Origin of the sequence: Bacillus sp. HMF5848, assembly GCF_003944835.1 — a bacterium.
In the GTDB taxonomy this organism is placed as follows: domain Bacteria; phylum Bacillota; class Bacilli; order Bacillales; family HMF5848; genus HMF5848.
On sequence record NZ_RWIV01000001.1, the window covers coordinates 3,664,989 to 3,679,406 of the forward strand.

Below are 14,418 nucleotides of genomic sequence, written 5' to 3' on the forward strand. Positions count from 1 at the left end.
TAGCCCGCAAAAAGGGTCTTCCCTCCGGAGAGAGGACAGCTCAAGACCTCAAGGGGCTAGGCGCTGAAGTTAGACACTAATTTATGTTAAGAAAGCTTATACTTATTTTAACGTTAACCAATCCTGCGACTTACTTGGTTGAATGATTTTCTGTAATACGTGCGTGGACTCGTACATCTTTTTACAATCATGACAGACTAAACGGCCTTAGCCCTATAGTATATAGAGTTAAAGCCGCATAATCGAACACTCACTGTCTACTTGACAAGGAGTCGTTTATTTAGTTAAACATGCCATGTGATTTAAATTCCCCACAGTAATCAGTGTCTATATCCGGAACGTATTACCGAAGTGACAATCGTTTTTTCATTGTAGGTATGAAAAGTACAAGTAAGATTGAGCTTAGTAAGAACGCTAATAGCGTGGACATCCAAAAGCCAACCGGCTGATTTCCCCCATTAAATATATTAATGTACGATTGAAATGCCCAGTAATTCGGAAACGGATAGTACAGTATTTGAAAGCGCTCCGGTGTAAAGATGGATGCAATGGGTACCCCTACAAATACGAGCATTTCAAATTTGACTACCGCAATCGCAGAAATTAAATTATCTGCAAATGCTCCAATCACAAACCCTAAGATCATACCTATTCCTGTCGTTGCAATAAGACTAACAAGAACTTCCCAATAATTCACCCCGCCTTTTACGAGTATAAAGCTAGCAATCACACCTAGTACTACACTGAAAACCAAGCATAGTAATGTATGGGCCCATAAAAACTCACTTGTTTTCAATGGTGTTAACGATAATGCTCGCACTGCTTTTGTTTCTTTTTCATGAACCATATTAAATCCTATAATGTATCCACCTATTAAAATAGATGTTAATAAAAGCAGGCCCCCAGATACTTCTATTAAGCTAGAGTTTGTTTTTTCAAGGCTTACAAATTCATAATTTGCCTGAGGTTGGTCAGAAACAATCATACTTAACAACGTTTCCGCAATATCACCTGCGTCTTTGCCTTCATTCCCCTCCAGCAGTATCACATACTCTCCATTTTCTTGCACAATCCCTGCTAAATCATCAGGACGTTCTACTCTCGCTAAGACTTCCTCTCGACCTTCATACAATTCCACATTTGCATACTGTTGAAGTCCTTCGACAATTACTTGATCCACATTATCTGCTACTGCTACTGTAAGCTTCATGTTTTGTACGTTAGGAATGAAAAATCCCATGATGAACGCTAGTAATATAGGAAACAGTGTGCCATATATAATAATATTGTCCCGAAGAGCATTCGTAATATCCTTACGCATAAAAAACATAATTCGTCGTATCATTACTAGCGTCCCTCCTTCATAAGCTTATGCTGAACGGCCCAATAAGCTAGCGCAAAACAGACGATGCTTTCCACCAGCAATGTTATGTGCAATCCCATTAAGCTTTTCCCCGTTGAAAATAGTGCTTCTCTTAATCCGAACAGTACGTCATATGACGGCAGCCACGTAAGCCATACTGGAGCAAATGATGGGCTTAAATAGCTTGCAACTGGAAACCCTAACACCGCCATTATAAACACTCCTACAAATAGAAATTCTTGTAGATTTTTAAAGAACACACTAACAAGTAAGCCTAACATGGTAATGAAAAAGCAAGCCAAGCTAATAATCGTTATTAAAAATATATAGTTTGCTTCAAAGCCAATTGTCGTCGCTACAAGAAGTACCCCGTACACAAGTCCAAGCGCTACGTTTACCACTGCTTTAGACATGATATAGTCGATCGTTCTACCAGGACTTACACGATATGCACGTACGCTTCCTTCTTCTTTTTCCTGAAACACCATAACCGAAATTAATAAAAAACCTAACATAACAGCCTCTGTCATCACCATAATAGGTACAATATTTTTGTTAAATGCTATTGGCTCAGCTTGTGGACGAATATATGAAATCGTACTATTTGATTCGCGCTCGTAGCCACGAATTGTATCAAATGTATTCTCCACAGTCGCAGCAAGTAAATTTAAAATCTCCTGCGACTCTGTACCTTGATGTACGATTTTAACAGTCGGTGCATCCAATGTTCCCTCTACATATATACCGAGGCTGTTGTCATTTTTATAAACAGCCGTTTCAAGCTCTTCATAAGACGAGTAAAACCTCTTATCCTCGACACCTTCTTCTCGTAAAAAAGATTCTAAAGCACGCCCCTCTGTTTGATCAGCGATATACTCGGTTGGCGTGAGTTTGACTTCTTTCGGGATAGCAAAATTTATAAATCCCGCAAACAGGACAACTAACACAAGGATAACGAGATGAAAGTAATTCCGAAACGCAACTGTAAAATCTTGTTTAAGTAGATTACTAAAACGCATCTACGCCAACCCCCTACCTGTTAGTTTTATAAAGATTTGCTCTAGTGTTGCTTCTTGCGAATGAACTGTTTGGAGTCTTTTACTATCTACAAGCTCAACAAACTTTCGCTTATCTTCTTGTTTATCTAAAAATAACACTTCCGACTGAACGTTAGTCCCTTGACGATATTCAACCTTAACTGATTTATCTCCATACTGAAGCTTAAGGTTTCTTGGTGAATCCATGGCTACAATTTTGCCATCGTTAATAAATGCCACTCTATCACATAGCTCATCCGCTACTGTCATATTATGAGTTGTTAAAAATATCGTACAACCTTGTTGCTTTTTCTGTAACACGATTTCTTTTACAATGCTGGCAGTATTAGGATCCAATCCGGATGTAGGTTCATCTAAAAAAAGAATCTCTGGTCTATTAATAAGAGCTCTTGCTAAAACAAGACGTTGCTTCATTCCTTTTGAATATTCTGCGGCTTTCTTATTAGCAGAGTCCTTCAGCTTAAGAAGCTCTAATAGTCTCATCGGATCCTCGGTTTCGACATCGAATAATCCGGCGTAATATTTTAAGTTCTCATAACCAGTTAATTTTGTATACAAGTTAGGGTGCTCAAACGAGACACCCACTTTATTAAAAAAGCTTGATTTAACATCTTTAATAGAAACACCGTCGTAGCTTACTTCACCTTTTTGAAGCTTCAATAACCCCGTCATGATATTTTGCACTGTGCTTTTTCCTGCGCCACTTGGTCCAAGAAATCCAAATATCTCGCCTTTTTCGATTGAAAAATTTACATCCTGAACAAAGTACTGTCCTTTCTCATTGTAATCATGATATAAATGCTTCACTTTTATCATAGTAACGTCCCCCTGTTTTAGTGTGACTATTTAGTCATATGACTCTTTAGTCATAATTTATCATGTTAAACAAACACCGTCAATATGTTTTGAACATTAAAATGACTACAAAGTCACATGTACACCAATTGTTCACAAATTATTGGAAGGAGAATATTAGCCTCCTTTTTACAAATACTAGAAATCAGAAATGTGTAGTTATAACGTTGCAAGGGCATAAACGCAAACAATTACATAAAGGATTGACACCACATGCTTAAAAAGAAAGCAACAAAAATCGAAGTGTTATTTTGGAGTATTGCCTTACCGGGATTTGGACAATTATTAAATGGAAAGCTTATAAAATCACTAGTTTTTATTTTTCTTGAAATCCTTGTTAACGTAAACAGCTCCTTTAATCTAGGTATTTTATTTAGTTTTAACGGAGAGATATTAAAAGCCATTGAAGTTATTGACTATCAATGGCTCATGTTTTATCCGTGTTTATATTTATTTGCTATTTGGGATGCATATCGTGATGCTGCAGGTGATGAGCTTCCAGACTATTATTTTTTTCCTTTTGTCTTTGGAGCCTACTTTGTTACGGTAGGATTGATTTACTCCAAAAGTTTTAAAATGTTCGGCTTTTTATTTGGACCAATTTTTTCACCAATGATATTTCTTATATTTGGATTACTAGTAGGATTTATTATTCGTGCTGTTATACTTACCATAAAAAAGCAAAGACAAGTGATTTAACTCGACTGCATAAGAAAAACCGGGCAAAAACGCCCGGTCCTTTTTTGTCTAGCGAATACCGAAATCTTGTACTCTATCCCATAAACACCTTTATAATTGAACATACTGTCAGTTGCTGTGTAAATTTGTTTTAGTTTTTAATACCGTTTTCCAAAATACGTAGCATTTTCCGAATGGACTGCATAATATCCTCTACATATTTGTCTGAATCTGAGTTTTCATGAATATGGTGCTCTCCCAATGCTGTTATTCCATTTGTTATTAAAATAGCGACAATTTTGTAATCTATATCAGCTTTAATTTCGCCTTTCTCAGCTGCCTTTTTTAACAGCATTTCAAAAAACTCATACGACTTCGGTAGATTGTCACCTAATATTTGCTTTTTTAAGCCTATGTTTGGTTCTTTCATAAAATCATCACTAATTTTTGATAGTAATGGATGATCCTTCGCAAACTGAATTCCGGCTAATGAGAGCTCTTCTACTATTTGAAAAAACGGATGTGTGTCAATGCTTTGTAAAGTTGCCGCTAAATATGTCATTTTCTTTTGCGCAGAATTTTCCATAATATAAACAAATAGATCCTTTTTATCCTGAAAATATTGATAAAAGCTTCCTTTTGCAATGCCTGCTTTTTCTACAATTCTCGAAATGCTCGCTTTATGATACGTATATTGTGCAAATTCTTCAATAGCTACTTGAAGTATATGCTCACGCTTTTCCGTAGCTAGGTTAAAAAATGTATCTTTCGGCATGATATCACCCTCTCTTGTTGATGCTAGCTAAGGCGCTCAAAATTTTTTAATTTTAAAAGGGCCTGTAATGTTAAGATAGCTGTCCACTCATCATATGCTCTTTCAAAATCACCACTATAAAAACTTTTCCCCCATGAAGGTAAGAAACATCCTTCCTCGTCAAGCTTGGCAATAAGGTGATCTAGATTAGCCTCGACTATGTTTCTGTCTAGCCCAAACATTTGAGACGGATCCTTAACAACATCTAATGGCATAGCTACATACTCTCGTCCCCATTTACTTTCGTCACGACAAACAATAGATGCGACTGTTTCCTCCAACTTTTTTCGCATATTTATGTTTTTTTCGCTCGGTAGTAAATCATATAATCGTAAATAACAATATAATTCGTGAAATGATTCTACCTTTTTGTTTAGTAGTGTGTCAATTGCATGCGTCACGAGTTGATCCACCGGAAGCTTCTTGACTAAGGGACGGTATTTTACCAAATATCCTATAAGTTCCGCAGAGGGGTTCCCCCAGTCACTATCGATTGCACACATATTTGTATCAGTATCCACTTCCCACCATGGTGTGTGTGGATACTGATTGACTTCTACCGGTACCGCAAGCCATCCATGTCTATCTTCGTTAAAGCTACTTTCTAAATAATTAATAACGTTTCCTATCATGTCTTCATCATAACTATCAAAGGTTTCTAGATGTTGCAAAGCAACACTCGTAGCAAGTGGTGATGAAGATGGTAAACGGAAATCTGGCTCTAAAGCTTGTCCAAATCCACCATCAGCATTTTGGAACATTTTCAATTCTTGTAGTACTCTTGTCGGTCGAGGCGAAGCAAATATATGCTCATACAAGACTTTATCCAACGCTCTTCCATTGTTTGTAATAACTGTTGCAGCTCGTTCAAAGGCCCTTTGTGACAGCATTTTTGTCATACTATCTCATCCTTTCCCACTCTATATGACCATTTAGTCATATGACTTTAAAGTCACAATATCACTTTTTTATATGATAGTCAATAGTAGCTTACTTGTTATGAATGATGCGACAAATATGTAATGCTGTACGGCATATAAGAAATCCAGTAATAAGCTCGAGGTTTCAAGAATTTTCGGCTTGTTTTCAAGAATAAGCTGGCGTTTTTCAAGAATTTTTACCAAGTTTTCAAGAAAACCAGCTTTTTCAAGAATTTTTGACCGGTTTTCAAGAATAATCCCGCTTTTTTCAAGAAATTCCACCCTGTTTTCAAGAAATCCCGCTTTTTCAAGAATTTTTGTCCGGTTTTCAAGAATAATCCGGTGTTTTTCAAGAATTTTTGTCCGGTTTTCAAGAATAATCCCGCTTTTTTCAAGAAATTTTACCAAGTTTTCAAGAAATCCAGCTTTTTTCAAGAATTTTTGTCCGGTTTTCAAGAATAATCCGGTGTTTTTCAAGAAATTCTATCAGGTTTTCAAGAAATCCACAGTTTATCAAGGTTATTTATCTCATGAAAAAACAAAAATGCCACAAACCTTGTACAGGTCTGTGGCATTTTTAACTATGGTAACGCCCTCGGAGGGAATCGAACCCCCATTTTAAGAACCGGAATCTTACGTGCTATCCGTTGCACCACGAGGGCAAATTATTAAGGCTGCATATTACATTATATGAAAGGTTCCCAATGAATGCAAGCACATTTAATTGGAAAGATTGACGTATGGACTAAAATAGATTTGAATATGATAGTAAAGGTAAGGTGAAATATTTGACCTTTATTGACCTTGCGTGTATCATTTATACATAAGCATAACCTTACAAAAGGAGGAAACATGTATGCCATTAATACCTACAGTTATTGAACAAACGAACCGTGGTGAACGCGCGTATGACATTTATTCTCGTCTTCTAAAAGACCGTATTATCATGCTTGGTGGTCCTATTGATGACAATATAGCTAATATTGTTGTTGCTCAGCTTCTATTTTTAGCTGCGGAAGACCCAGAAAAAGATATTTCTCTTTACATAAATAGCCCAGGTGGATCAATCACTGCTGGAATGGCTATTTATGACACAATGCAGTTTATTAAACCAAATGTATCTACTATCTGCATCGGTATGGCTGCCTCTATGGGAGCATTCTTATTAGCAGCAGGTGAAAAAGGTAAACGTTTTGCCTTGCCAAACAGTGAAGTTATGATTCATCAACCACTTGGTGGCGCCCAAGGACAAGCGACTGAAATTGAAATCGCTGCTAAACGTATTTTATTCTTACGCGAAAAGCTTAACAAAATTTTAGCTGAGCGCACTGGTCAACCTCTTGAAATAATTGAGCGCGATACAGACCGCGACAACTTCATGACAGCTGATCGTGCTAAAGAATACGGTTTAGTTGATACGGTTCTTTACGGTTCCAATCACACTCCAGGTAACCCAATGTAATATATGTACGAAAAACTAGCCTAAGGCTAGTTTTTTTGTGCACTTACAAGATAAGCTCAAATAAAAAATGAGATACCATTAACGTATCTCATTTTTTTATTAACCTTCTTGTTGTACAAATTTCGCTAATGCTTCAATAGCCTCTTTTTCATCGCGACCTTCAGCAATTAAAACAATGTCTGAACCTGTGCCTATTGCTAAACTCATTAACCCCATAATGCTTTTTGCGTTAACCTTTTTCCCGGCTTTTTCTAAGAATATTTCTGATGTAAAATGATTTGCCTCCTGCACAAATAAAGCGGCTGGTCTAGCTTGTAAACCTGTTTTCAATTTGACTTGCACTTGTTTTTGCTCCATATTTGCTCCTCCTCTAATCTATTTTTTCGCCTGCTCTTAATTTATCAGCAATCTCATCCAACTTACGTAGACGATGGTTTATTCCTGATTTACTTATTTTAGTGCCCGTTACCATTTCGCCTAACTCTTTAAGAGTCACATCTTGATAAGTGACACGTAGCCTAGCAATTTCACGTAATTTACTTGGTAAAGCTTCTAAGCCAATCATTCGGTCTATATATTTAATATTTTCAACTTGGCGGATGGCAGCCCCTATTGTTTTATTCAAGTTCGCTGTTTCACAATTAACAAGTCGATTAACTGAGTTACGCATATCACGTACGATACGAACATCCTCGAATCGAAGTAACGATTGATGAGCACCAATTATATTTAAAAATTCGGCAATTTTCTCAGCCTCTTTTAAATACACAATAAAACCTTTTTTTCTTTCCAATGTTCTTGCGTTCAAGTGAAACATATTCATTAGTTCACATAATGAATCATTGTGCTCTTGAAACATCGAAAAGATTTCCAAGTGGTATGAAGACGTCTCTGGGTTATTCACCGATCCTCCAGCTAAAAAAGCACCACGTAAATATGACCGCTTGCAACACTTTCGCTTAACAAGATCCTTTGATATAGTTCTATTAATGGTAAAGCCTTCACCTAAAATATGCAAATCCTCCAATATGTGCTGTGCATTTTCAGCTAAACGTACAATGTACACATTGTTTTTCTTTAGTCTCATTTTTTTACGAACAAGTAGTTCAACACGTACATTGTACTTCTTTTTTATTAATGTATATATGCGACGAGCGATGGCAGCATTTTCTGTTTGCACATCGACCGTTAATTTGCGGTTTGAAAAGGAAAGCGAACCATTCATACGAATAAGCGCTGATAATTCAGCTAGCATACAACACTCTTTAATTTCGAGATTGGTCAGCTCTTTTTTTGTTTCAGATGCAAAAGACAACAATCTCACCACCAATCTAGTTCAACATCTTTATCTGTATCCAACAGACTATATAAAATAGAAGCTACTTTTTTAGTGTCATGACGAATGACATTATCCTCATATGTGATAATACGGTCATGAATAATTTGAAGACCTAGCGTTTCCAACTTACCAATATCATAATGAACCGGCTGTGCAAGCTCTTGAGCATATAACTGTAATATATGATCTGGTACGTCCTCATCGTTCACAAGAATAATATCTATAAAAGCGGTTTTCAAATGATCATAAAGTGCCTTAACATGATCACTGGCAGTGTACTGCAACGTTTCACCTGCTTGCGTCATCACATTACATACGTAAACCTTCTTCGCGTTCGATTGAACTATAGTACGGCCAATTTCTTTTACAAGCAAATTAGGTAATATACTTGTATAAAGACTCCCCGGCCCTATTACAATCAAATCAGCAGCTTGAATCTCAGCTATTGTTTCCTCTAGTGGCTCCACATCCTCAGGTGTCAAGAATACTCGATGAATTCGCTTACCATAATACGGTATTTTTGATTCACCTGTGACGACTGCCCCGTCCTCCATCTCTGCATTTAAAACAACTGACGTATTTGCTGCAGGAAGAACTTTCCCTCGTGCATTTAACACTCTACTCATTTCCTTAACTGCATGGACAAAGTCACCCGTAATTGATGTCATCGCCGCTAAAATCAAGTTCCCAAGAGAATGACCAGACAGCCCATTCCCATTTTGAAAGCGATGCTGAAACATCTTTTCAATTACAGGTTCCACATGAGACAGAGCGGCTAACACGTTACGAATGTCACCTGGAGGAGGAATGCTAAGCTCATCACGTAAACGCCCAGAGCTTCCCCCATCATCTGCCACCGTTACAATAGCTGTAATATCAACAGGAAAATCTTTAAGCCCTCGAATTAAAACAGGAAGTCCCGTTCCACCACCTATGATGACAATCTTAGGATGTATTGTCTCCATACTATTTTCCCTTTCTCTTCTCAACGTCACGATGAGAGATATGGATATTATAGTCTTTTTCAAAATGATGCCCAAAATATTCTGCTAATGTAACAGAACGATGCTGGCCACCCGTGCAACCAATAGCGATAACAAGCTGACTTTTTCCTTCACGTTTATAGTGTGGCAACATGAATGCCAATAAATCGCTCACTTTTTCAATAAATTTTTGCGTATCATTCCATTTCAAAACATACGAAGACACTTCTTGATCAAGTCCTGTCATAGGTCGCATATGATCTATATAGTGTGGATTCGGTAAGAAGCGAACATCAAACACTAAATCCGCATCGATCGGAAGTCCATATTTAAATCCAAATGATACCATATTGACTGTAAAAATCTGCTGTCCGCTCGCAGAGAAAAGCTTTAATATCTTCTCTCGCAAATCACGAGGTTTAAGTTCTGATGTATCTAAAATAGTATGAGCTCTTCCTTTAAGCTCCTCAAGCATGCTACGCTCCGAAGAAATCCCTTCTAAAGGCAATCCTGATGGTGCTAATGGATGTGAACGTCTTGTTTCTTTATATCGACTAACTAATACCGAATCCTTTGCATCTAAAAATACAATTTTCGGTTCAATCCAGCTTTTTTCAGCTATATCATCTAAAGCTGAGAAAAGACTATCGAAAAACTCGCGCCCACGTAAGTCCATTACAAGTGCGACTTTGTTCATTTTATTACCGGATTCCTTCATGAGTTCCAAAAACTTTGGAAGTAACGTAGGAGGCAAATTATCAACACAGAAGTAGCCTAAATCCTCAAAACTTTGTATTGCAACCGTTTTACCTGCTCCAGACATCCCTGTAATTATTACCATTTGAATATCATTTTTTTGCCCCATTTTCATTGCTCCTCCCTAGTCTTTTGAAACAGCGTCTAGCTTTACATCAAGGAGTGTATAATCCTGTGTATAGCGAAATGTTCCTGATAAAACTTCACTATGATTAGATAAAGCATGGCGGAAAATTTCATAATCTCCCTTAGCCATCGGTAGCTTAAAAATTGAATCGACAGATTGCCATGAGAGAATTCCTTCATCCGTATGGTCAACAACAGTTCCCGAGTATTCCGTTGCTAAGAAGGAAAACATCATCCACTCATCAACAATTTGATGTGAGTCATCCTCTATTAAAACAGTGAACACACTTATTAGGCGTGGATTTTTGAGGTGTAAGCCTGTTTCTTCTTCGAATTCACGCATGCACGCTTCTTTTACCGATTCTCCAGGCTCCATTTTCCCTCCAGGAGCAACCCACCAGCCTCGACGGGGTTTTTGTAGTAAAAGAATTCCTTCGTCCGTAACTAATATCCCGTTTGCGACTCGTTGCAACATTATCACCTCAAGCTCTATGTAACATTGTCATGTATATTATTATACTATGTATCGTGTGTCGTAACAATTGAAGTTAATGGAACTACTTCTTTTTTAGGTATTTTGCTAAAAAAAGAAGCACGGATTTTTCATCCGTGCCCAAAGTATATTTATAAAAGGGGGTCAATTACTAATTTTATAATACCCCACTAATGTTTCATGCATGTTACAGCAGAGTTAAGTCCGCATTACTTTTTACTAAAAATTTTCACGCTTGTTGTTTTTGCTTTTCTTTTAACTCTTCAACATAATGCTGAGCAGCTTGAGCGGCAATCGATCCATCACCTGTTGCTGTCACTATTTGTCGTAATGTTTTTTCACGAATATCACCCGCTGCAAAAATGCCTGGTACTCTTGTCTCCATCTGATCATTTGTTTCGATATAGCCATTTTCATTTGTAATACTTAAGCTCTCATAAGGCTTTGATAACGGTACTAACCCAATGTAAATAAACACACCATCCGCTGCAAACTCTGATTCTTCTTCTGTATTAACATTTTTTAAAGTAACGCTACCCACTTTACCCTCTTTTTCATTAATACTCGTTACAACGGTATCCCAAATAAAATCAACCTTTTCATTGTCAAATGCACGTTGTTGTAGAATCTTTTGCGCACGTAATTCATCACGACGATGAACAATAGTAACCTTTGAAGCGAAACGTGTTAAATATACGCCCTCTTCTACCGCAGAATCGCCTCCGCCAATGACAACTAGCTCTTTGCCTTTAAAGAAGGCTCCGTCACAAACCGCACAATACGAAACACCACGACCACCAAGCTCTTTTTCTCCTGGTACTCCTAGCTTTTTATATTCTGCCCCTGATGCAATAATAATTGCGCGAGCTTTTATGTCCTTATTCCCAGCCTTTAAAATTTTATGATCTTCGCCATCGACGATTTCCTTAACATCACCATAAGCATATTCCGCACCGAACTTTTTCGCATGCTCAAACATTTTATTCGAAAGGTCTGGCCCTAAAATACTTTCATACCCCGGATAGTTCTCCACATCTTCTGTGTTAGCCATTTGTCCACCTGGCACACCGCGCTCAATCATAACTGTCGTTAAATTCGCACGAGAAGCATAAACAGCCGCTGTCATACCTGCTGGTCCTGCTCCAATAATGGCTACATCATAAATAGTTTCTTCTGTCACAATCGTTCACTCCTTACAATGATACCTTTATATTTACTGTTCATTGTTAATAGCTTTCCCACTGTTATCATATATAACTATGCAACATTTCGCTATTTTTCTGCTCATAATATGTCCCCGTTCACTAAATTGCAACATTTTAATTAAATCTATGTGCATGTGTTTAGTGATGTGAATTTTTCGTGCTTGTAAAAGGGTGTAAGATGTTGCTTGTAGCCGTCATCTAGAGCCTCCTTGCCATTGTCATAATATGACAACATGAATTGATGAGAGTTGTGTTGCTTGGGGTGTTTTGGCGTAGTGGCGTGGGGTGTCGATATTCTACCACTTCCGTGTCGAATTTCTACCGGTTTGATGTCGATTATCTACCACTTTCGTGTCGATTTTCTACCGGTTTGATGTCGATTATCTACCACTTTCGTGTCGATGTTCACCAAGTTGACATATATTCGACTACTTAATCAATTTTCTTACTACGAGTTATGATCACTTTTCGTGAGGCGTGTCGATTATCCGCCGTCGTCTGTCGATTATCCGTCATCGCGTGTCACATATCCGCCGTCGTGCCATTTTGTTTCGTATTTCCGCCGCGGCTTGTCGATTATCTGCCGTCGCGTGTCACATATTCGCTGTTGCCTGTCGATTATCTGCCGTCGCGTGTCACATATCCGCCGTTATCTGTCGATTATCTGCCGTCGCATGTCACATATCCGCCGTCGTACCATTTTGTTGCGTATTTCCGCCGTCGCCTGTCGATTATCCGCCGTGGCGTGTCACATATCCGCCGTCGGCCGTCTCACCATCGTTATCTGGCATGTCCCATCTATAGACAGAAGGTTACTCAACAAAAAAAAGATGCACCACCTATTGCAGTGCATCTTGTTCTATATGTGAAGTGACTAGCTTTATATATTTTTGTAAAGTACTCGTTGAGATTTCATAGCGATCGGCAATTTTTAGTTGTGTTGTTGATTGATCTTTGAGTTTTTGCCACGAGTATTCAATAGCTGCTGCCCATGCGCTGACGTTCGCGATAGGGGTGTTTTTTTCAATAGCTAACATAAGAACCTTTGTCGCATGAACGAGTAATGTCGGACTGTCGCTTAAATTACTGCTGTGCTCTTTAAAGATTGTGTCAAGAATTTCTAGGCTTTTGCTTACGTTTCGTTGCGCTAGCTCTTGGTTATTGGCAAAAAGTGCTTGTAGCATATGCTCAACAAGCGGGTGCTTTGACTTGTCAGATTGTAAACGATTAGCAGCGTGCTTTCGCATTACACCTGTTTTGCCAGCTAAATATAGGCCTGTAATTTGCTCGTTTAAGTTGGTAGCAGCTAACAACGTATCAATAGTAATGCGATAAGCATCATTATCCTCGTTCCAAGGCTCTGTTCCTGCTTTTTCAGGCTTCTCCTCGATGACTTTTTTCCATACAGATTTTGCAAAATCATGATATCCGTTGTAATAAGCCGAAATTGCTAACCAGTAGTTATACGTCGCATCTCCAAAAAATCCTAGTTTGTATAGCTGCTTGAGCCATTTGTAAGCATCCTTGTAATGCCCAATTAATCCAAATGTTGCTCCAAGCTTATACTGATGCTCCATTGAAATAGGGTGGATTTTTTCAAGCATATTCACAAGTCTTTTCACAGCTTTATTATTGCCTTCATAATATAAAAACACTGTTAAATTACAAAGCGCATGAATATTGCCAGGGCACTTTTGTAACACGTTCTCTAAAATATCAATAGCCTCGGTCACTTCGCCCTTATAATAATGGGCAAGTGATAAGTTGTTATACGCTGGCCAGAATTCTGGATATAAATCAACAAGGTCCTCTAACAGCACAATCGCCGGATGATATTCACCATTTTCGAGTAGCTTTCTCGCTTCATCTAGGCGTACAATTAAGTCTTCTTCCTTATTCGGTTCCGTCCAATCTTCGTCTGTCTCAAATAGTATTAACTCAAGCAGTTCCTCGGTATCATCAGCGAATTCTCCGTTCGGATCAAGCTCCATATATTTTTTAGCATGTTTCGCGGCTTCTTGAAACAATCCTAAGTGCGCGAAATTATTTGCTAAAAAATAATGACTTTCTGCCATTGAACTGTCTATATCAAGTACTTTCGATAAAAGATCATTCGAGTACGTATAATCCCCTAGTTCGGTTAATACTAATGAAAGCTGACAAAGAAATGTTGCTTCATTAGGCTCAACATGAATGGCTCGCTCTAGCATCTTTTTTGCCTTCAGCAAATCCCCATGATGATACGCACGTAAACCTTTATAAAAATAATACTCTCCCGTTTGTTGAAACGAAATGACTTGTGCTGTTTGCTTTTTTTTGTTTTGTTTTTCCATTCATACCTCCGTTAACATGTATTCCCTATATAT

15 protein-coding genes and 1 tRNA gene are annotated in these 14,418 nt (G+C 38.0%); 2 read left to right on the forward strand and 14 right to left on the reverse strand.

The window, feature by feature from the left end; translation table 11 throughout:
- Positions 1-343 precede the first annotated feature (343 nt).
- Genes EJF36_RS17655 through EJF36_RS17665 form a run of 3 tightly spaced genes read right to left on the reverse strand, consistent with a single transcriptional unit; the run spans position 344 to position 3,237 of the window.
- Complete coding sequence (locus tag EJF36_RS17655; protein WP_125907555.1) at positions 344-1,345, reverse strand: ABC transporter permease; 1,002 nt, start codon at positions 1,343-1,345, stop codon at positions 344-346.
- 2 nt (positions 1,346-1,347) lie between these two features.
- Positions 1,348-2,382: an ABC transporter permease gene (locus EJF36_RS17660; RefSeq protein ID WP_125907556.1), complete on the reverse strand. Its 1,035-nt coding sequence runs from the start codon at positions 2,380-2,382 to the stop codon at positions 1,348-1,350.
- A complete protein-coding gene (locus EJF36_RS17665) occupies positions 2,383-3,237 on the reverse strand; it encodes an ABC transporter ATP-binding protein (RefSeq protein ID WP_125907557.1) in 855 nt (284 codons plus the stop codon).
- A gap of 252 nt (positions 3,238-3,489) precedes the next feature.
- Here EJF36_RS17665 and EJF36_RS17670 point away from each other — a divergent pair, with 252 nt between their 5' ends.
- A complete protein-coding gene (locus tag EJF36_RS17670) occupies positions 3,490-3,975 on the forward strand; it encodes a hypothetical protein (RefSeq protein WP_125907558.1) in 486 nt (161 codons plus the stop codon).
- Between the two features lie 130 nt (positions 3,976-4,105).
- Here EJF36_RS17670 and EJF36_RS17675 read toward each other — a convergent pair whose 3' ends face one another.
- The 4 genes from EJF36_RS17675 to EJF36_RS17690 all read right to left on the reverse strand — a co-directional run bounded on the left by EJF36_RS17675 (position 4,106) and on the right by EJF36_RS17690 (position 6,350).
- Complete coding sequence (locus EJF36_RS17675; RefSeq protein WP_125907559.1) at positions 4,106-4,729, reverse strand: TetR/AcrR family transcriptional regulator; 624 nt, start codon at positions 4,727-4,729, stop codon at positions 4,106-4,108.
- A gap of 23 nt (positions 4,730-4,752) precedes the next feature.
- On the reverse strand, positions 4,753-5,667 hold the full coding sequence (locus EJF36_RS17680) for a hypothetical protein (protein WP_125907560.1): 915 nt from the start codon (positions 5,665-5,667) through the stop codon (positions 4,753-4,755).
- Positions 5,668-5,736: 69 nt separating this feature from the next.
- Complete coding sequence (locus EJF36_RS17685) at positions 5,737-6,123, reverse strand: hypothetical protein (RefSeq protein ID WP_125907561.1); 387 nt, start codon at positions 6,121-6,123, stop codon at positions 5,737-5,739.
- 155 nt (positions 6,124-6,278) lie between these two features.
- Positions 6,279-6,350: transfer RNA gene (locus EJF36_RS17690), tRNA-Arg, on the reverse strand.
- 194 nt (positions 6,351-6,544) lie between these two features.
- On the opposite strand from EJF36_RS17690, the gene clpP reads away from it, so the two are divergent.
- Complete coding sequence (gene clpP / locus EJF36_RS17695) at positions 6,545-7,150, forward strand: ATP-dependent Clp endopeptidase proteolytic subunit ClpP (protein ID WP_125907562.1); 606 nt, start codon at positions 6,545-6,547, stop codon at positions 7,148-7,150.
- 99 nt (positions 7,151-7,249) lie between these two features.
- On the opposite strand, the gene EJF36_RS17700 is transcribed toward clpP, so the two are convergent.
- The 7 genes from EJF36_RS17700 to EJF36_RS17735 all read right to left on the reverse strand — a co-directional run bounded on the left by EJF36_RS17700 (position 7,250) and on the right by EJF36_RS17735 (position 14,385).
- The gene (locus EJF36_RS17700; RefSeq protein WP_125907563.1) at positions 7,250-7,507 is read right to left on the reverse strand and encodes an HPr family phosphocarrier protein; all 258 of its coding nucleotides are present in this window, start codon (positions 7,505-7,507) and stop codon (positions 7,250-7,252) included.
- 13 nt (positions 7,508-7,520) lie between these two features.
- Complete coding sequence (gene whiA / locus EJF36_RS17705) at positions 7,521-8,465, reverse strand: DNA-binding protein WhiA (protein ID WP_125907564.1); 945 nt, start codon at positions 8,463-8,465, stop codon at positions 7,521-7,523.
- Positions 8,466-8,470: 5 nt separating this feature from the next.
- Positions 8,471-9,454 (reverse strand): gluconeogenesis factor YvcK family protein, encoded by a 984-nt coding sequence (locus tag EJF36_RS17710; protein WP_125907565.1) that lies wholly within the window; start codon positions 9,452-9,454, stop codon positions 8,471-8,473.
- Between the two features lies 1 nt (position 9,455).
- Entirely contained in the window at positions 9,456-10,343 is an 888-nt protein-coding gene (rapZ, locus tag EJF36_RS17715) for an RNase adapter RapZ (RefSeq protein WP_125907566.1), read from the reverse strand.
- Positions 10,344-10,352: 9 nt separating this feature from the next.
- Complete coding sequence (locus tag EJF36_RS17720; RefSeq protein WP_125908442.1) at positions 10,353-10,826, reverse strand: NUDIX hydrolase; 474 nt, start codon at positions 10,824-10,826, stop codon at positions 10,353-10,355.
- A gap of 250 nt (positions 10,827-11,076) precedes the next feature.
- Entirely contained in the window at positions 11,077-12,027 is a 951-nt protein-coding gene (gene trxB / locus EJF36_RS17725) for a thioredoxin-disulfide reductase (protein WP_125907567.1), read from the reverse strand.
- Between the two features lie 864 nt (positions 12,028-12,891).
- Positions 12,892-14,385: a tetratricopeptide repeat protein gene (locus EJF36_RS17735; protein WP_125907569.1), complete on the reverse strand. Its 1,494-nt coding sequence runs from the start codon at positions 14,383-14,385 to the stop codon at positions 12,892-12,894.
- Positions 14,386-14,418: the final 33 nt, after the last annotated feature.

Excerpts from the sequence above, each read along its gene's own strand:
- EJF36_RS17655 (WP_125907555.1), bottom strand. The coding sequence starts at position 1,345 with ATGATACGACGAATTATGTTTTTTATGCGTAAGGATATTACGAATGCT.
- EJF36_RS17660 (WP_125907556.1), bottom strand. The coding sequence starts at position 2,382 with ATGCGTTTTAGTAATCTACTTAAACAAGATTTTACAGTTGCGTTTCGG.
- EJF36_RS17665 (WP_125907557.1), bottom strand. The coding sequence starts at position 3,237 with ATGATAAAAGTGAAGCATTTATATCATGATTACAATGAGAAAGGACAG.
- EJF36_RS17670 (WP_125907558.1), top strand. The coding sequence starts at position 3,490 with ATGCTTAAAAAGAAAGCAACAAAAATCGAAGTGTTATTTTGGAGTATT.
- EJF36_RS17675 (WP_125907559.1), bottom strand. The coding sequence starts at position 4,729 with ATGCCGAAAGATACATTTTTTAACCTAGCTACGGAAAAGCGTGAGCAT.
- EJF36_RS17680 (WP_125907560.1), bottom strand. The coding sequence starts at position 5,667 with ATGACAAAAATGCTGTCACAAAGGGCCTTTGAACGAGCTGCAACAGTT.
- clpP (WP_125907562.1), top strand. The coding sequence starts at position 6,545 with ATGCCATTAATACCTACAGTTATTGAACAAACGAACCGTGGTGAACGC.
- EJF36_RS17700 (WP_125907563.1), bottom strand. The coding sequence starts at position 7,507 with ATGGAGCAAAAACAAGTGCAAGTCAAATTGAAAACAGGTTTACAAGCT.
- EJF36_RS17710 (WP_125907565.1), bottom strand. The coding sequence starts at position 9,454 with ATGGAGACAATACATCCTAAGATTGTCATCATAGGTGGTGGAACGGGA.
- rapZ (WP_125907566.1), bottom strand. The coding sequence starts at position 10,343 with ATGAAAATGGGGCAAAAAAATGATATTCAAATGGTAATAATTACAGGG.
- EJF36_RS17735 (WP_125907569.1), bottom strand. The coding sequence starts at position 14,385 with ATGGAAAAACAAAACAAAAAAAAGCAAACAGCACAAGTCATTTCGTTT.